General features: G+C 57.5%; 18 protein-coding genes. 13 read left to right on the top strand and 5 right to left on the bottom strand.

Features of this window, described 5'->3' with window-relative positions; genetic code table 11:
* The first annotated feature begins 118 nt into the window (after positions 1-118).
* The 5 genes from speB (at position 119) to ACN1C3_RS06355 (ending at position 5,374) form a co-directional block, all read left to right on the top strand.
* Complete coding sequence (speB, locus tag ACN1C3_RS06335) at positions 119-1,069, top strand: agmatinase (protein WP_419114954.1); 951 nt, start codon at positions 119-121, stop codon at positions 1,067-1,069.
* A 9-nt stretch (positions 1,070-1,078) separates the two neighbouring features.
* Positions 1,079-1,486 (top strand): YybH family protein, encoded by a 408-nt coding sequence (locus tag ACN1C3_RS06340; protein ID WP_419114955.1) that lies wholly within the window; start codon positions 1,079-1,081, stop codon positions 1,484-1,486.
* 55 nt (positions 1,487-1,541) lie between these two features.
* Positions 1,542-3,053, top strand: coding sequence for a purine-cytosine permease family protein (locus ACN1C3_RS06345; RefSeq protein ID WP_419114956.1), 1,512 nt, complete (start codon positions 1,542-1,544; stop codon positions 3,051-3,053).
* 127 nt (positions 3,054-3,180) lie between these two features.
* The gene (locus tag ACN1C3_RS06350) at positions 3,181-4,560 is read left to right on the top strand and encodes a sodium:solute symporter (protein WP_419114957.1); all 1,380 of its coding nucleotides are present in this window, start codon (positions 3,181-3,183) and stop codon (positions 4,558-4,560) included.
* An 88-nt stretch (positions 4,561-4,648) separates the two neighbouring features.
* Entirely contained in the window at positions 4,649-5,374 is a 726-nt protein-coding gene (locus ACN1C3_RS06355) for an MBL fold metallo-hydrolase (protein ID WP_419114958.1), read from the top strand.
* A gap of 181 nt (positions 5,375-5,555) precedes the next feature.
* Here the strand turns inward: ACN1C3_RS06355 and ACN1C3_RS06360 are convergent, their stop codons facing one another.
* Both ACN1C3_RS06360 and ptrR read right to left on the bottom strand, forming a co-directional pair.
* On the bottom strand, positions 5,556-5,681 hold the full coding sequence (locus ACN1C3_RS06360) for a PA1414 family protein (RefSeq protein WP_263596377.1): 126 nt from the start codon (positions 5,679-5,681) through the stop codon (positions 5,556-5,558).
* A 139-nt stretch (positions 5,682-5,820) separates the two neighbouring features.
* The gene (gene ptrR, locus ACN1C3_RS06365; protein WP_419114959.1) at positions 5,821-6,714 is read right to left on the bottom strand and encodes a putrescine utilization regulator PtrR; all 894 of its coding nucleotides are present in this window, start codon (positions 6,712-6,714) and stop codon (positions 5,821-5,823) included.
* 103 nt (positions 6,715-6,817) lie between these two features.
* Here ptrR and ACN1C3_RS06370 point away from each other — a divergent pair, with 103 nt between their 5' ends.
* A complete protein-coding gene (locus ACN1C3_RS06370; protein WP_419114960.1) occupies positions 6,818-8,008 on the top strand; it encodes an MFS transporter in 1,191 nt (396 codons plus the stop codon).
* On the opposite strand, the gene ACN1C3_RS06375 is transcribed toward ACN1C3_RS06370, so the two are convergent.
* Both ACN1C3_RS06375 and ACN1C3_RS06380 read right to left on the bottom strand, forming a co-directional pair.
* Positions 7,956-8,885: a DMT family transporter gene (locus ACN1C3_RS06375; RefSeq protein WP_419114961.1), complete on the bottom strand. Its 930-nt coding sequence runs from the start codon at positions 8,883-8,885 to the stop codon at positions 7,956-7,958. The two genes, ACN1C3_RS06370 and ACN1C3_RS06375, sit on opposite strands and share 53 nt — an antisense overlap.
* Before the next feature lie 133 nt (positions 8,886-9,018).
* Positions 9,019-9,855, bottom strand: coding sequence for a S1 RNA-binding domain-containing protein (locus ACN1C3_RS06380; protein ID WP_150804402.1), 837 nt, complete (start codon positions 9,853-9,855; stop codon positions 9,019-9,021).
* Between the two features lie 350 nt (positions 9,856-10,205).
* Here ACN1C3_RS06380 and ACN1C3_RS06385 point away from each other — a divergent pair, with 350 nt between their 5' ends.
* From ACN1C3_RS06385 to ACN1C3_RS06405, 5 genes are all read left to right on the top strand, one after another.
* Positions 10,206-10,394: a hypothetical protein gene (locus ACN1C3_RS06385; RefSeq protein ID WP_172668627.1), complete on the top strand. Its 189-nt coding sequence runs from the start codon at positions 10,206-10,208 to the stop codon at positions 10,392-10,394.
* A 225-nt stretch (positions 10,395-10,619) separates the two neighbouring features.
* Complete coding sequence (locus tag ACN1C3_RS06390; protein WP_419114962.1) at positions 10,620-11,489, top strand: DUF6279 family lipoprotein; 870 nt, start codon at positions 10,620-10,622, stop codon at positions 11,487-11,489.
* A 200-nt stretch (positions 11,490-11,689) separates the two neighbouring features.
* Positions 11,690-12,442 (top strand): DUF899 domain-containing protein, encoded by a 753-nt coding sequence (locus ACN1C3_RS06395; RefSeq protein WP_419114963.1) that lies wholly within the window; start codon positions 11,690-11,692, stop codon positions 12,440-12,442.
* Positions 12,443-12,533: 91 nt separating this feature from the next.
* Positions 12,534-13,004 (top strand): AraC family transcriptional regulator, encoded by a 471-nt coding sequence (locus ACN1C3_RS06400; RefSeq protein ID WP_419114964.1) that lies wholly within the window; start codon positions 12,534-12,536, stop codon positions 13,002-13,004.
* 180 nt (positions 13,005-13,184) lie between these two features.
* Positions 13,185-13,460 carry a hypothetical protein gene (locus ACN1C3_RS06405; protein ID WP_419114965.1) on the top strand — a complete coding sequence of 92 codons (276 nt, stop codon included), beginning with the start codon at positions 13,185-13,187 and terminating at the stop codon, positions 13,458-13,460.
* A 73-nt stretch (positions 13,461-13,533) separates the two neighbouring features.
* On the opposite strand, the gene ACN1C3_RS06410 is transcribed toward ACN1C3_RS06405, so the two are convergent.
* Complete coding sequence (locus ACN1C3_RS06410; protein WP_419114966.1) at positions 13,534-14,880, bottom strand: DEAD/DEAH box helicase; 1,347 nt, start codon at positions 14,878-14,880, stop codon at positions 13,534-13,536.
* Between the two features lie 193 nt (positions 14,881-15,073).
* Between ACN1C3_RS06410 and ACN1C3_RS06415 the strand changes: the two genes are divergently transcribed.
* Together ACN1C3_RS06415 and ACN1C3_RS06420 are read left to right on the top strand one after the other, a co-directional pair.
* Entirely contained in the window at positions 15,074-16,372 is a 1,299-nt protein-coding gene (locus ACN1C3_RS06415) for a mechanosensitive ion channel family protein (RefSeq protein WP_419114967.1), read from the top strand.
* Positions 16,373-16,795: 423 nt separating this feature from the next.
* Positions 16,796-18,109 carry an iron-containing redox enzyme family protein gene (locus ACN1C3_RS06420; protein ID WP_419114968.1) on the top strand — a complete coding sequence of 438 codons (1,314 nt, stop codon included), beginning with the start codon at positions 16,796-16,798 and terminating at the stop codon, positions 18,107-18,109.
* Positions 18,110-18,121 lie beyond the last annotated feature (12 nt).

The raw sequence follows: 18,121 nt of genomic DNA on the forward strand, positions 1-18,121 counted from the left end.
CCCCACTCTATTAGTTTAGAAAAATCTGAACTAAGTATTTGCCGGTAGCGATTCTTCTCGCTCACTACATTTCGCAGAATCACCCCCTGACAAATAAAACAACGATGAGGCCCTACCCGTGGACAAGATTCTTCACCAACCACTGGGCGGCAATGAAATGCCGCGCTTCGGCGGCATCGCCACCATGCTGCGACTCCCCCATTTGCAATCCGCTGCCGGCCTGGATGCAGCTTTCATCGGCGTCCCGCTGGACATCGGCACTTCGCTGCGCCCCGGCACCCGCTTTGGGCCACGTGAGATTCGCGCCGAATCGGTGATGATCCGCCCGTACAACATGGCCACCGGTGCTGCACCGTTCGACTCGCTGTCGGTCGCCGACATCGGTGACGTGGCAATCAACACCTTCAACCTGCTGGAATCCGTGCGCATCATCGAAGAAGCCTACGACGACATCCTCGAGCACAATGTTATCCCCCTGACCCTGGGTGGCGACCACACCATCACCCTGCCGATCCTGCGTGCCATTCACAAGAAGCACGGCAAGGTCGGTCTGGTGCATATCGACGCCCACGCCGATGTGAACGATCACATGTTCGGCGAGAAAATCGCCCACGGCACGACCTTCCGTCGCGCTGCGGAAGAAGGTCTTCTGGACTGCGACCGCGTGGTACAGATTGGTCTGCGGGCCCAGGGCTACACGGCTGAAGACTTCAACTGGAGCCGTAAACAGGGCTTCCGTGTAATTCAGGCAGAAGAATGCTGGCATCACTCAATGGCACCGCTGATGGCTGAAGTCCGCGAGAAAGTCGGCGGCGGCCCTGTGTACCTGAGCTTCGACATCGACGGCATCGACCCGGCGTGGGCACCAGGTACCGGCACCCCGGAAATCGGCGGCCTGACCACCATTCAAGCGATCGAGATCATCCGCGGCTGCCAAGGGCTCGACCTGATTGGCTGCGATCTGGTAGAAGTTTCGCCGCCTTACGACACCACCGGTAACACCTCGCTGCTGGGCGCCAACCTGCTGTACGAAATGCTCTGCGTACTGCCGGGCGTGGCCCACCGCTGAGGAATGACCATGAGTGAACGTAATCAGGTGTTGAAGGCCGCCGCTGAACTGGTGTCGGCTTTTGCCCGTAACGATCGCGAAGCCTACTTCGGCGCGTTCAGCGCCGACGCCAGCTTCGTTTTCTACACCCTCGAAAAGCCGTTGCTGTCACGCGATGCCTACCAGGCCTTGTGGGACAACTGGCGCCGCGAGGATGGCTTCGAGGTGCTCTCGTGCACCTCGAGCAACGCCTTCGTCAGCCTGCAGGGTGACGTGGCGATTTTTATTCATGACGTCGCCACCGAGCTGCGCATGCAAGGGGAGCAACTCTTTAGCCAGGAACGCGAAACGATAGTGTTTCGTAAACAACAAGAAGGCCATTGGCTGGCCTGCCACGAACACTTATCCGCAATGCCGGAAGGGCTGCCCTCCCCTTAGCCAAGACAGGTGACGCTCACACACGATGAGCGCGCCTTTATGATCGGAGCTGATCATGAATAACAACAACAAAGACCAAAGCATCAACACGATTGAAACCTTCGGGGTCGAACAGATCCCGGACCATGAGCGCACCGCCAAGCCCATCGATCTTTTTCGAATGATCTTCGGCGGCTCTAACACCTTTGCCACCGCCGTGCTTGGGAGTTTCCCGGTATTGTTCGGCCTGTCCTTTCAGGCCGGAGTCCTGGCGATTGTGCTGGGCGTGCTGTTCGGTGCAATTATCCTCGCGCCGATGGGCCTGTTCGGTCCGATCAACGGCACCAACAACGCAGTGTCTTCCGGTGCGCACTTCGGCGTGCACGGGCGAGTCGTCGGCTCATTCCTGTCGCTGCTGACCGCCATCGCCTTCTTCTCACTCTCGGTGTGGAGCTCGGGTGATGCACTGATCGGCGGCGCCAAGCGCTTGATCGGCGTCCCGGAAAACGACCTGACCCTGGCCCTGGCCTACGGTCTGTTCGCGATCCTGGTGCTGACCGTGTGCATCTACGGTTTCCGCTTCCTGTTGTGGGTCAACAAGATCGCGGTGTGGAGTGCCAGCCTGCTGTTCCTGCTGGGGATCTTCGCCTTCGCAGGGCCTTTCGACATCAACTTTGCCGGTAGCGTCAGCCTCGGTCAGCCGGGTTTCTGGGCAGCCTTTATCGGTGCCGCACTGGTGGCCATGAGCAACCCGATTTCCTTCGGTGCGTTCCTCGGTGACTGGTCGCGTTACATCCCGCGGGACACCCCTAAAGGCCGGATCATGGCGGCGGTGATCATCTCGCAGATCGCCACGCTGATTCCGTTCATGTTCGGCCTCGCCACCGCGACCATCGTTGCCATCAAGGCACCGGAGTACATTGCGGCGAACAACTATGTCGGCGGCCTGCTGGCGGTTTCACCGAGCTGGTTCTTCCTGCCGGTGTGCCTGATTGCAGTGATCGGCGGCATGTCCACCGGCACCACCTCGCTGTATGGCACCGGGCTGGACATGTCCAGCGTGTTCCCACGCGTGCTGTCGCGGGTCAAGGCGACCTTGTTGATTGGCGTGCTGTCGATTGCCTTCATCTTCATCGGACGCTTTGCGGCGAACCTGGTGCAGAGCGTGTCGACCTTCGCCGTGCTGATCATCACCTGCACCACCCCGTGGATGGTGATCATGATCATCGGTCTGCTGGTGCGTCGCGGCTTCTACTGCCCGGATGACCTGCAAGTCTTCACCCGTGGCGAACAAGGCGGTCGCTACTGGTTCCAGCACGGCTGGAACTGGCGTGGTCTGGGTGCCTGGATTCCTAGTGCAATGGTCGGTCTGTGCTTCGTCAACCTGCCGGGGCAGTTCGTCGGCCCACTGGGCAATCTGGCGGGTGGCATCGATATCAGCCTGCCGGTGACCCTCGGTCTGGCTTCGTTGGTGTACCTGACGCTGTTGAGCCTGTTCCCGGAGCCAGCATTGGTTTACGCACCGAACGACCCACGCAGCAAGCGCACGGATTCGCGCGCCAAATCTGAACTGAGACAACCCGCCTGATAACGAACTACCTGTAGGAATGGGCTTATGTGGCTAGGGAGCAATCTCTCTCGCCACAGAAAGCCCTCCTTGCTAAAGATTTCGAGTTTGGCTTCACCATAAAAAAGACAATCGGAGACACGCTGTAATGGCTTTGGATTTATTTGTTGTTCTCATCTATGCCGCCGGCATGCTGGTGCTCGGTTACTACGGCATGCGCAAGGCCAAGACCCACGAGGATTACCTGGTGGCCGGTCGCAACCTCGGCCCGACCCTGTACATGGGCACCATGGCTGCCACCGTACTCGGCGGCGCTTCGACAGTCGGCACTGTACGTCTGGGCTACGTCCACGGGATCTCCGGTTTCTGGCTCTGCGCCGCACTGGGCTGCGGCATCATCGCGCTGAACCTGTTCCTGGCCAAACCGCTGCTCAAGCTGCGGATCTTCACCGTCACCCAGATTCTGGAAAAGCGCTACAACCCGATGGCCCGTCAGGCCAGTGCGGTGATCATGCTGGCCTACGCGCTGATGATCGGCGTGACCTCGATCCTGGCCATCGGCACCGTACTGCAAGTGCTGTTCGGCCTGCCGTTCTGGATTTCGGTGATGCTCGGTGGTGGTGTGGTGGTGGTTTACTCGACCATCGGCGGCATGTGGTCGCTGACCCTGACCGACATCGTCCAGTTCGTGATCAAGACTGTCGGCCTGATGTTTGTCCTGCTGCCGATCTGCCTGTACCGCGTCGGCGGTTGGGATGAGCTGGTCACCAAGTTACCGGCATCCAGTTTCAGCTTCACCACCATCGGCTGGGACACGATCATCACCTACTTCCTGATCTACTTCTTCGGGATCCTGATCGGCCAAGACATCTGGCAGCGTGTGTTCACTGCCAAAAATGAAAAAGTCGCGCAATACGCGGGTACGTTCGCCGGTTTCTACTGTATTGTTTACGGCCTGGCCTGCGCCCTGATCGGCATGGCCGCTCACGTGCTGCTGCCGGACCTGGACAACGTCAACAATGCCTTCGCAGCGATCGTCAAAGTGTCCTTGCCGGACGGTCTGCGCGGTCTGGTGATCGCCGCTGCGCTTGCAGCGATGATGTCCACTGCCAGTGCCGGCCTGCTGGCCGCCTCCACCACCCTGACCGAAGACCTGCTGCCAAGACTGCGCGGCGGCAAACAGTCGAGCCTGAACATCAACCGTCTGTTCACCCTGCTGACCGGTCTGGTGGTGCTGTGTATTGCGCTGGTGGTCAACGACGTGATCAGTGCTCTGACACTGGCCTACAACCTGTTGGTGGGCGGCATATTGATCCCGCTGATGGGCGCCATTTTCTGGAAACGCGCGACCACCGCCGGCGCTATCGCCAGCATGGGCCTGGGCTTTGTCACTGCACTGGTGTTCATGCTCAAGGACGGTCTGGATGCCAACACGCCGATCTACTACAGCCTGGCGGTAGGTTTGATCAGCTTCGTATTCGTCAGCTTGTTTTCCCCTCGCCCGGTGGCAGTGGCCAACGCGATCTAATCTGAGAATAGAAACGGCTTAACCTTTTTCTTCGACGGGTGCGGCGTCGGTTGCCGCATCCGTTTTTTTTCGCCAGAAGGAAACCTCTATGAAAATAGTCAGCCGAGATCAATGGTTCGAAGTCAAAACCCTGAGCGATGGCGTGCGCTTGATTCACGAGCCGTATATCCGGCCTTTCTACCGCTGCAACCTGTGGCACATTCAAGGCCGCGACAAAGACCTGTTGGTGGACAGCGGCTCCGGTCTGGTCAGCCTGCGCGAGCAACTGCCCTGGCTTACCGAACGACCGCTGCTGGCAGTGGCCAGCCATTGTCATTTCGACCACATCGCCGGTCATCACGAATTCCCCGAACGCCTGGTCCACCCGGCCGAAGCGCAGATCCTCGCCGAGCCCAATGGCGACAACACCCTGGCCACGGCTTTTGTCGGCGACGACATGTTCGAGGCTCATCCCGACTGCCCGTTGTGCTACGCCGAATACCGGGTCAAGGCTGCGCCCGCTACCCGTTTGATCGAAGAAGGTGACGTGCTCGACCTCGGTAACCGCACGCTGCAGGTGCTGCACACACCCGGCCATTCACCGGGCGGTATCAGCCTCTGGGAAGCCGCCACCGGTACGCTGTTCAGCGGCGACATCATCTATGACGGCCCATTGATCGAAGACGCCTACCACTCCAATCTCGAGGACTATGCGAAAAGCCTGCAGCGATTGCGCGAACTGCCAATCCGCACCGTGCACGGCGGACACTTCCCGAGTTTTTCCGGGGAGCGTCTGCGCGCACTGATAGATGAGTGGAGCCGTCAGCATGAGTAATCTGTGCGGTACTGGCAGTTAGCGACTACCGCTTTTGCAGGAAGGCGGTACAAGGATCGCTAGCGTCATTTTGAGGTCTTTGGCCTGGTTCCCGTTGATCAGTCAGCGGGAAGCCGGGCCTTTTTTCGCATGCTGCAAGAGGTCCCGCGCCGCGCGCAGGATGGCTCAGCCGCCGAGGATCCTACCGGCGCTGCTGACGTCGCCGTTGCTCGTCGTCAGTGCGGATTGGCACGGGTTGCAGAGGCGGTTCAATCAGGCCGAGAGCAACACCGAGGTCATGGAGCCAGTTTTGGATTTTCTCTTTCATGGTGCCCCCTTCAGGGTAGTGCCGAGCGACCGGAGTTCTGTAGCCGCTTCATACAGATAATAGTCCGAAGTCCTACGCAATGCTCGCCCGGTATGACAATGATCTGTTACAGAATTATTTCGAATGTGCCGAATCATCCTCAGGCGCTGACCCTGACTTCCAGTGGCTGAACCGGCCTGGCCGCCTGTTGTAACTCGATCCAGGCATTGAGGTTGGCGCCGACCATGCCCTTGCGCCACATCAACCAGGTGGTGGCGCTGGCGAACGGCTCAGCCAACGGGTGCACCGCCACGCTTTCGCGTCCCGGCAGGCTGGCGAGCATCGATTCCGACATCAACGCCACACCGGAACCGGCAATCACGCAGGCCAACATCCCCGGATATGACTCGATCTCCATCGCCCGGCCCATCGCCGCATGATCATGGGCAAACCACGCCTCCAGACGCATCCGGTAAGAACAGCCCTGACGAAAGGTGAACACCGACCGCCCTTCCACATCCAGGGCACTGCGCACCGGGGGGTGATCAGCCTCGCTGATCAGCACCAGTTTCTCGTCGCACAGCGGCACACCGTCGAGCCCGGCCAGTTCCAGCGGCCCGTCCACCAGTGCCGCGTCGAGCCGACCGGTGAGCAAGCCTTCCAATAGCTCACCGCTGGGGCCCGATTGCACCTGCAGGTTCACCGCCGGGTAGGTGCGGTGATAGCGCGCCAGCAGCGCTGGAAGATGAATCGCGGCCGTGCTGTACATAGTGCCCAACACAAAGTCGCCGGCCGGCTGACCGCCCTGTACCGCCGCATGAGCTTCGTCGTGCAAGGCGAACAGCCTTGCGGTGTAGTCCAGCAAGACTTTGCCCGCAGGCGAAAGCTGCAAACGCTGACGCTCGCGCAGAAACAGTTCGACACCCAGTTGCTCTTCCAACTGCTTGAGCCGGGTCGACAGATTGGACGGCACCCGGTGCAGCCGTTCGGCGGCACGGGTGATGGAACCTTCCTCGGCAACGGCCTGGAAGATGCGCAATTGGCTGAACTCCACACCATTCTCCAAACGTGAACAAGTTACTCACTATTATTCATTTTTAAAGAAAGTCAATCAGTCCTAGCCTAACGGTCATTGCTCCTTTGCAGGAATCCTGACCATGTCACCTCTGATTCGCTTACTCGCCAGTTTCATTGCCTTGATGATGGCCATGGGTATTGGCCGCTTCGCCCTCACCCCACAATTGCCGCACTTGCTCAGTGAAGGTCAGATTGATCTGACCGCCGCCGGGCTTATCGCGGCGGCCAACTACCTCGGTTACTTCATTGGCGCGGTCGACGCGATGTTCGCCCGCCGCCCTGAGCAGGTTCGTCGCCGTTTGCTCGGCGGTTTGTGGTTGTGCGTGTTGCTGACGCTGGCTTCGTTCTGGGCCACGGGCTTCTGGTCGCATTTGCTGCTGCGATTCGGCACTGGCGTGGCCAGCGCCTGGGTTCTGGTGATGATTACTGCGCTGAGTCAGCCTCTGGCGTTGGCAGCCGGACGTCCACGACTCGGCGCCCTCGTCTTCGCCGGGCCCGGGCTGGGGATTTTCCTGACGGGATTGCTGGCGCTGGGCTCGAACCTATTGGGGCAGAGCTCGGCCACGCTGTGGCTGGTGTATGCCGCTGTGGGGCTGCTGATGCTGCTGGTGATTTTGCCGATCCTGCCGCAACCGACAGCGAACGTGACCGCGGCGCCTGCGGCCGTGACCTCAGGCAACGCCGCAATCCCTCGGCTGGGTTTGATCTATGCCTTGTACGGCCTGGGTTACATCATTCCCGCCACGTTCCTCTCGCAGATGGCCAGTGCGCGCTTTCAGGGTCAATGGCAGGCCGACCTGTTCTGGCCGTGCTTCGGCCTGGCCGCGGCCACTGGCGTGGTGCTGGTCAGTTTGCGTCGGTACACCCCTAATACAACCCCGAATACCACCCGCCATTGGTTGATCGCGACCCTATGGCTGCAAGCTGCCGGGGTGTTCGCTTGCCTGCTGGGCAGCGGTCTCGGACTGGCGTTGGGCGTGATCCTCTGCGGCACGCCGTTTTTAGCCTGCATGCAGCTGGTGATGCAACGCTCGCGGGAACTGGCGCCCCACAACACCCAACGCAATGCCGGGTTGCTGACGGCCTGCTTCGCCGTGGGTCAGCTCAGCGGGCCGTTGCTGGCGGCGCTGAGCAGCCATTTCAGTGGTGGGTTGGCGCCCGCATTGATGGTTGCCGGTAGCGGATTGTTGCTGGGTGGCGCGCTATTGCTGCGCCCGGTCATTGCCCCAGTGCTTTGCGCAAACGACGTCGCACCCACTGTTCTGCGCTGACGAAGGTGATGCCGAGCAACACCAATACGGCACCGACCACGAAGTTGAGGCTCAGCTTTTCATTGAGTAGCACCACACCAAACGTGACGCCGAACAACGGCGTCATGAAGGAGAACACCGCCAGATTCGCCGCCAGGTATCGGCGCAACAACCAGAACCAGGTCAGGTAACTGAAGAACGACACCACCAGCCCCTGGAACAGCACACTGGCCACGGCCACCGTGGTCAAACTGACATGGCTGATCTGCCCACTCGCGGCGGCAATCACCAGTAGACCGACAAAGCCAACGATCAGTTGATAAAACAAGGTCAGGGTCGCGGGTGCTTCGGACAAACGTGAAGCGCGCACCACCACTGTGGTCGCGCCCCAGGCAGCCCCGGCCAACACGCCCAACGCGTCACCCAGCAGCATCCGCCGATCGAGGTTGTCCAGCGACAAACCGCCAGCAAACGCAAAGCTGATGCCGACAAACGCGAGGAAGATCCCCAGCCATTGCAATGGTCGAAGCCGCTCGCTTGGTAGCAGCCAGTTCACACCCAATGCGGTGAAGATCGGCGCGGTGTAGAGGAACACCGACATGTGCGCAGCCGTGGTCAGTTGCAGGCCTTCGGAGATAAACAGAAACTCCAGGCCAAACAGGCTACCGGCGAGCAGGCCGCCCCTCCAGGTATTGCCGACTTGCTCCCAACCGCCCTTCCAGAAAATCAGCAAAGCGACCAATACCGCAGAGATTCCGGAGCGTCCGGCCGCCTGCATCACCGGCGCGATGTCTGCGGCAGCCCATTTGATCATCACCTGCTGCACGCCCCAGATCAGGCACAGCCCCATCATCACTTGCAGGGCAAAACCATCGGCGCTGCGCCGTTCAACGCTCACCGCAAGACCTCGAAGACAGACAAAAACATGGCAGTTACTCAGATCAAGATCAAAAGATCGCAGCCTGCGGCAGCTCCTACGCCGGGCACGTACACCTGTAGGAGTTGGCGTAGCCTGCGATCTTTTTGGGGGATCAGCTTAGCTCGATACGATCGGCATGAATCACGATCTGCCCGTTCTTGTAGAGCGCACCAATGGCTTTTTTGAAGTTGCCCTTGCTGACGCCGAACAAACCGCTGATCACCGCCGGGTCGCTCTTGTCGCTGACCGGCAAGGTGCCGTTGTTTTCGCGCAACTTGCTGAGGATCTTCGAGTTCAGGCTGCTGGAGGCTTCTTCACCCACCGGTTGCAGGCTCAGACTGATTTTGCCGTCGGCACGGATTTCTTTGATAAAACCTTTCTCTTCCTTGCCGGCGCGCATGAACTTGAACACTTCGTTCTTGTGGATCAAGCCCCAGTGTTTGTTATTGATGATCGCCTTGAAGCCCATGTCTGTGGCTTCGGCCACCAGCAAATTAACTTCCTGACCGACCTGGTAGTTAGCCGGGGTCTTGTCCAGGTAACGGTCCAGACGCGCGGTGGCGGTGATGCGGCGGGTGTGCTTGTCGAGATAGACATGCACCACGCAATACTCGCCGGCGGTCATCTGGCGTTTTTCTTCGGAGTACGGCAGCAACAGGTCTTTAGGCAGACCCCAATCAAGGAAAACCCCGATGCTGTTCACTTCAACGACTTTCAAACTGGCAAAATCACCGACCTGAACTTTCGGTTTTTCAGTGGTTGCGATGAGTTTGTCATCGCTGTCCAGATAAATAAAAACGTTGAGCCAGTCTTCATCTTCGCTGGGAATATCTTTGGGGATATAACGATTAGGCAACAGAATTTCGCCGTCCGCCCCACCGTCCAGATACAAACCAAAGTTAGTGTGTTTAACCACTTGCAAACTGTTGTAGCGCCCGACTAAAGCCATTTCCAATACCCTCATTGCGTGGGCGGCATTCTACCCGAGTTTGCCGGTACAGTTCTGCGGCCAGCCGGGCGGCCAATGAAAAACCTCTGGGCGCCCCGATTTTCCTGGCTTTGGGAACCCGTTTTGGCCCGCTCGTCAGACCGGCCAGCGGATTTGCCCTGCCGCGGCGTTGCCCTGCACCAATAATTTCCACCCGGGTTTTTAGTTAAAACAGTAGGTTAGGCGTTTATTCCGAAGATCAACTTATACTTAATCGACCCGTGGGCTCGGTTATTTCAGGGGGATATTTACCAAGCAATTGTCAAGTATTTCCTGTACGATGCCTGGCCAAGTTAATTTTCTACAGGTTAATGGCCGCCATGCGTGTAAAAGCATCCAACAGCAAAGCAAAGCCAGCTCCAGCCGTTGAAACCAGCGAATCGATCAACAGCCAGATTGCTGCTTTCCTGAAATCCGGCGGTGAGATCCAGCAAATTGCCAAAGGCGTCAGCGGCCAGACGTTCGGCCCGTCCAAGCAGATCACCCTGGGCAAAAAGTAACATCCCCTTAACATCCCCCGCATCACCTGGTCCCTAAGCGCTTTGAGCCCCGAAGCGCTTGGACTGGAACCCTCCCTGCAATATCCCGTCAGTTAACCCATCTTGCAAAAATAGACGAACGGCCTTCGCTGGCCAAGCTCTGCGCCTGATCTACAGTGAGCCGATGAACTGCCGGGTTCATTCTGCGTTCAGATGCAGAACCTGCGCAGTCGCAAGGATTCGCCCATGTCGTACTGGCTGAAACACTTCGCTTTGCTGCTGATACTGAGCCTCGTGCTGTCTGGCTGTAATCGCGTGGGGGTGGCCTACCGCAATCTCGACATGATCATCCCCTGGACGCTGAACGACTATCTGGTCATGAACAGCGAGCAAAAAGTCTGGTTCAACGAGCGGCTCAAGGAACACCTCAGCTGGAATTGCACCACGCAACTGCCCGGCTACCTCGACTGGCTGGATCGCCTGCAACAGATGGTCGAGACCCATCAGGTCACCGACGCTGCTCTGAACGCCAGAATCCTGGAGGCCAAGCAGGCCATCGCACAAACCGCCCGGGAAATCACCCCTTCGGCCATTGAGTTGCTTCAAGGCCTTGATGATCAACAAGTCAAAAAAATGAATGAGGCATTTGCTAAAGACCAGCGCAAACGCCTGGCCAACTTCCTCAAACCGTCTTTGGAACAGCAGATACAACAACGCAGTGAACGGATGAATAAACGCCTGGTCGCCTGGCTAGGCCCGCTCAGCGCAAGCCAGGCACAACGGATCGTTGTCTGGTCAACTTCGTTAGGTGAACAGAACCAACAATGGATCGCCAACCGCGTCCATTGGCAGACGCAATTCAGTGCTGCCATGGAGCAGCGTCATAACAGCGACTTCCCACAACGCATCGAGCAACTTCTGGTTAATCGCGAGAGCTTATGGACTCCAGAGTATCGCCAAGCCTACAACCAGAGCGAGCAAGCGGTCCGCAGCCTGCTGGTGGACCTGATGGCCGAAAGCACACCCGAACAGCGGCAAAGACTGCTGAAGAAAATCAATGATATCCGCAGTGATCTCACCGCATTGAAGTGTTTGAAGGCGGTGCGGCAGGGGTGATTATGGAGGGGGCGATCTTTTGGCGGTTATCAGAGACACCCTTCATAGCGTGTGACCGATGGCGTGGGTAGCCGTTCAGCCTGCTGATTATCGAGCAGTAAAACCGCCGGGCACCTTGTCGATTTCAACCTTGGCCAAACGACTAGGCTGTGTAAGCAGTCGCCCTGCAAAGCGCTGCAACCGTCGCAGGAGGAAAGATCATGAACACCTGGCAACCGCAACAGCACAAGGTTGTGTCCCGCGAGCAATGGCTCGTGGCACGTAAAGAGCATTTGCTTCATGAAAAAGCCTTTACCCGGGAACGGGACAAACTCAGCGCCGAACGCCGCGCACTGCCCTGGGTGAAAGTAGACAAACCCTACAGCTTCGAAGGCCCCGACGGACCGCAAAGCCTGGCTGACCTGTTCGGTGGCCGCAGTCAGCTGATCGTCTATCACTTCATGTTTGCAGCCGGTTGGAAAGAAGGCTGCCCTGGCTGCTCGTTCCTGTCCGATCACATCGACGGCGCCAACCAGCATCTGGCCCATCATGACGTGGCATTTGTGGTGGTTTCCCACGCCCCCTTGGCCGAATTCCAGCCTTTCAAAAAGCGCATGGGCTGGAAGTTCAACTGGGTGTCTTCAGCCGGAAGCGACTTCAACGCGGACTTCAAAGTGACCATCAGCGACGAAGAGCTCACCGCCGGCACCGCCGTCTATAACTACGAAAAAAGCACCAGCACCGAAGGCGAACTGCCAGGCCTCAGCGTGTTCTATCGCAACGACGCCGGCGAGATCTTCCACACCTATTCCACTTATGCGAGGGGACTCGACTTGCTGGTCGGCGCCTACAACTACCTCGACCTGACGCCCAAAGGACGTAACGAAGAAGAGATCATGGAGTGGGTCCGCCATCATGATCGCTACGAAGACGAACCGGCAGCCAAGGGAGCGTCGAGCTGCTGTTCCGAATGAAGCCAACGGGTCCTGCGTTGTCAGTTCAATCGCCATCGCGGGCAAGAACCAGGCGTCCCCTGTTGCCCCCACTCACATGAAGGACCAGACGATGAACGTCACCCTCAAAGAGCTGCCACCCACACGCGTGGCTTACATGCGCTACGTCGGCCCCTACGGCATGGGCATCGGCACCTTCTGGCGCGAAACCATGGCCCCGTGGATGATCGAAAACAACCTGCTGCAACGAGTACGCTACGGCATCGGCCACGACGACCCGTTCACCACACCCGCCGAAAAATGCCGCTACGACGCCTGCGTCGAAGTCCCGGACAGCTTCGGCGCCAGCGAACAGGCCGCCGTCACCACCCTGCCCGGCGGGCTCTATGCCATCGCCCAATTCAAAGGCAAAGGCCCGGACATCGCCGACGCCTGGACCGAACTCTGCCGCGACTGGATGCCCAAAAGCGGCATGCAGTTCGATGCACGGCCGTGCTTTGAGCGGTACCCGGTGCACGCCCAATACGATGAGAAAACCGGCGTGCTGGAGTGCGAAATCTGTATACCGGTGAAAGCGCTCTAAACAGCGTCGCCGTCCCATAGACACAGGCTTCGTCTTGAACGAAAAACGGGCGACTTTAAGGTCGCCCGTTTTTGTTTTGTTGATCAGGCCAGGCTGTGAAGCACGCTGAAACACTGAACTTTTTCCGTTTCAACCCTCTCAACCAGATAACTGCCTGACCTGGAATGCGAGGCCTGCCCCATGAAAACCCTGCTGAAAATGACCCTTGCCGTCACCTTGATCGGTGCCCTGCCCGTCTGGGCCTGCACCCCGGAAGAAGCCTTGGCCAAACGTGAGCAACTGGCCAAGGAGGTGGCCAAGATCACCGAGCAGAACCCGGCCAAAGCCAAAGAGATCAACGATGAACTGCAAAAGATGGATTTGGTGACCGCGAGCAAAGACCTGCCGGACAAATGCCAGTTGATCGACAAGCGCCTCAAGGAACTCGATGAAGCTGCGGCAAAGGCTAAGAGTTAAATCCTCGACAGCAAAAAGCCCGGCCTCACTGACTGGGTGAACGCCGGGCTTTTTGTTGAATCACGACAGCGCGTTATTCAGCCGCCGGTGCTTCTGGCTTGCGGCGCTTGAGCGGCGCCATACCATCCTTGCTGACCAGCGACAGGGCGTCGGTCTTCGGACGGTTGGCGATCTTGCGCTTGGTCGGTGCCTTGGCGCCGGTTTTCTTTTTGTCGCCTTTGGCGTCGGTCTTTTTCTTCTTCACGCCAACGGCCTTGCCCGAAGCCTTGACCTTTTTCGGTCCGCCGTAGGTGCCTTTGACTTCCTTGATGGTGCGGCGCTCGAAGGTCTGCTTCAAGTAGCGCTCGATGCTCGACATCAGGTTCCAGTCGCCGTGGCAGATCAGCGAGATGGCCAGGCCATCATTGCCGGCACGACCGGTACGACCGATACGGTGAACGTATTCGTCGCCGCTGCGCGGCATGTCGAAGTTGATCACCATGTCCAGACCGTCGACGTCCAGGCCGCGAGCGGCAACGTCGGTGGCCACGAGGATTTTCACGCCGCCCTGTTTCAGACGGTCGATCGCCAGTTTGCGGTCTTTCTGGTCCTTGTCGCCGTGCAAGACGAAGGCTTTGTATTCCAGTGCCACCAGACGGCCGTAGATACGGTCAGCCATGGCGCGGGTGTTGGTGAAGATGATCGCCTTTTGATAGGTCTCGTTGGCCAGCAGCCAATTGACGATCTGTTCTTTGTGCTGGTTGTGGTCAGCAGTGATGATTTGCTGACGGGTCGTCGCGTTCAGCTGGCTGACGCTGTTGAGCTGCAAGTGTTCAGGGTTGACCAGCACTTTGCCGATCATCTCGCGCAGGCCCGAACCGCCGGTGGTGGCGGAGAACAGCATGGTCTGCTGACGGCTCGCGCACTCATCGACCAAGCGTTGCACGTCTTCGGCAAAGCCCATGTCGAGCATACGGTCGGCTTCGTCGAGCACCAGCACTTCGACTTCTTTCAGATCGAGGTTACCGGCGTTCAGTTGTTCCAGCAAACGGCCCGGGGTACCGATCAGGATGTCCGGCACCTTGCGCAACATGGCGGCCTGGACCTTGAAGTCTTCACCGCCGGTGATCAGGCCAGACTTGATGAAGGTGAACTGCGAGAAGCGTTCAACTTCCTTGAGGGTCTGCTGTGCCAGCTCACGGGTCGGCAACAGAATGACCGCTTTGATGCTGACGCGGATCTTCGCCGGGCCGATCAAGCGGTTAAGGATTGGCAGAACGAAGGCTGCGGTTTTGCCGCTACCCGTTTGAGCCGTCACCCGCAGGTCACGCCCTTGGAGCGCGAGCGGGATGGCCGCTGCTTGCACAGGCGTTGGCTCGACAAATTTAAGCTCGGCCACGGCTTTGAGCAGGCGTTCGTGCAGGGCGAATTGGGAAAACACGGGTGCTACCTCGAAGAAATACAAAAAAACAGCTGCATAGGGTAACGGTTTCGAGCGCGAAGGCCGAGTCTCTTTACGCGAAGAGCCGCAATCAGGCACTTTTTTGTTAGGGAATTTGACCGTGATCGTAACAATAGTGGTCTTAAATGCTCTAATCGACCCGTCTCGTCCTACAGAAGAATCGTTTTAGCGCATGGATATCAAACAGCTCTGGCTCAATGCCCAAGACCTTTGGGGCGCCCTCGATCAACATCCGTTGCTGCATTCCAGCCTGGCTTTGGCGCTGTTGTTGGTGGTCGCGCTGGTCCTCGGACGAGTGGCACGCTATCTCATTCTGCACGCAGCCAAATTGCTCGGCCGGCAACCGGCGTTGTATTGGCTCAACGATTTACGGCACAACAAAGTCTTTCACCGCCTGGCGCAGATGACGCCTTCGCTGGTGATCCAGTTCGGCCTGAACCTGGTGCCGGAATTGAGCAAGGCCAGTCAGCACTTCCTCGGTAACGTGGCACTGGCCTTCACCATCCTGTTCCAGGTGCTGGTCTTGAGCGCCCTGCTCAGCGCCTTGCTGGATATATACGCGCGCACCGATCACGCCAAGACCCGCTCGATCAAGGGCTACGTGCAACTGGCGAAGATGGTGCTGTACGTCTGTGGCGCAATCATCATTGTTGCGACGCTGATCGACCGTTCGCCGCTGTTGCTGTTGTCCGGCCTGGGGGCGATGTCGGCCGTGATTCTGTTGGTCTACAAGGACACCTTGCTGTCGTTCGTCGCAGGGGTACAGCTGACCAGCAACGACATGCTGCGAGTCGGCGACTGGATCGAAATGCCGCAAGTCGGCGCCGATGGCGACGTGGTGGACATCACCCTGCACACGGTCAAAGTGCAGAATTTCGACAAAACCATCGTCTCGATTCCGACCTGGCGCTTGATGTCCGAGTCGTTCAAAAACTGGCGCGGCATGCAACAGTCTGGCGGTCGGCGAATCAAGCGCAGCCTGTTTATCGACGCCAGTGGCGTGCGCTTTCTGCACGATGAAGAAGAACAAAAGCTGACCCAGATCCGCTTGCTGACCGACTACATCGGCCGCAAACAAGCAGAGCTCAAAAGCTGGAACGAAGCCCAGGGCAACGTCGCGGCGATGTCGGCGAACCGTCGACGCATGACCAACCTCGGGACCTTCCGTGCGTATGCACTGGCTTATCTGAAGAGCCACCCCGAGGTTCAAACCAACATGACCTGCATGGTCCGCCAAATGCAGACCACCGCCCAAGGTGTGCCGCTGGAAATCTACTGCTTCACCCGCACCACCGTCTGGGCCGATTACGAGCGGATTCAGGGCGATATCTTCGATTACCTGTTGGCGGTGTTGCCGGAGTTTGGTTTGAGTGTGTATCAGCAGCCAAGTGGCAGTGATATGCGCGCAGGGCTATTGCCGGCAGTGTTGGGGGCGGGTTACATCCCCGAACTTGAAAAGCGCTCGATGTAAGGCACACCACATCCCGCAAGGACGCCGCTGGACCTGTGGGAGTGTGGCTTGCCCGCGATAAGACCATTCAATAAAAAGTGATGATCCTGACATGACGCCTCGTAAGCAAAGGTGCTGAGCGTAGAACTAATAGAGCCAATGGTGTCTGTGCACACCCAATAGTTCCCCGCCAATAAAAATCGGCGTGCACCTGTAATCGCCGTATTTAAGGAAAGCAACACAACAGCAGCAGAAAGAAAAATTCACCTACACATTTAGTGAATTTTACTATCTACGCACGCACTTTTAATCTGTTTTCAGGAAAACTAAATCTATAGCATCTGGCCACTCGCAAACCAATGACCAAAGGCGCTGAACGTGTTAGGGACAACTAAACTCTCAGAGAACTCTGTCAGCAATCAACAGAGCCAGGATTTTAAGGCATTGACAGCATTTGTCAGTGCGCCACATTTTTCCCAGCCCACCAGCTTTTATACAAACAGCCCTTATCAAAGACCGTCTCGCGGCCAGGACATAACCGAGACGCTTATCAGTGGTTCTCTGGCTCGAGATCAACTTTCGAGCAATTCTCATCTTTTGGCTCAGCGTATTTTATTAAATATTTATGAACAGGACTTGGTCTTCTTGCCAAAGGCGCCTTTGGCCTTGGATCTCCATGAGTTCAAAAGCTTTTATAATCCAGCATTGGTGGCCTGTGGCAAACAGATTCGCCCTGCCCTTGAAAACTATCTTTATCACTGGCTGGAACAGGAAATCCATGTCAATGGTCCTTGGTGCCTGGACTCATTTGTTGCTCATACCAGTAAAGTACTGGACGACATCGCCCATTCAGACTCCAAACTCTATAACGTATTGACCCACAGTCGTGATCCCCAACGAGCGGCGAAATTTTTCCTCACCCAATGTGCCGGAGACTTCCTCAGCGAAGCATCCGCCATGGCGCGCAATGTTCTAGGCAACGCCGGCGAGTACACCAGCGAACTGTTCAAGATCCTGATTGACGAATATGGTTATGGCATTGATAAAAGGAAACACAGTACGATCTTCGAAAACATGCTCAGGGAACTGGACATGCCCCCTCACGTCCATCACTACTGGCAGTTTTATACGGCGGGTTCTCTTTCTCTGACCAACTACTTCCACTACGTATCGGCTAATCACGGTGAGTTATTTCGTTATATCGGCGCAATGTATTACACCGAAGCCACTCTGGCGCTCACCACAAAACACCAATCGCGTGCGATCAACACCATTTTCAATGGTACCGTCTCCACGGAATACTTTGACGAACACAACCATATTGACGTGCATCACGGAAGAATGGCGTTGCAGCGCCTGATCATTCCCATGATCAAACATTTCGGACCCAAAATAATACCGGACCTCATCCGCGGCTTCGAAGAGTTCAAGCTACTTCAAGATATCGCCGACGAAGAACTGTATGCACACATCAAATGGCATGACGAACTGGATATTCATCGCGCGCGCGCCACAACGCTCCACGGCAATCAATGCCCGGACAGTACGTTCACCGAAGTGAAAAATGAATTATCCGTCTTGCACACCCACGCCAATGATGAGCTGTTCTGGGTAGAGTCCGGAGAGTTGAATTTCGTCGTAAGTCCGGAATTGTCTGTTCGGCTTAGCGCCGGAGAAGGCATTGTCATCCCCAAGGGAATGATCCATGGAACTTACATAACCAGCGACCACTGCACCTACACTGTTACCGCGATCTGAGCAGCCACCTCC

This window comes from Pseudomonas sp. H11T01 (assembly GCF_048515765.1).
Taxonomy (GTDB): domain Bacteria; phylum Pseudomonadota; class Gammaproteobacteria; order Pseudomonadales; family Pseudomonadaceae; genus Aquipseudomonas.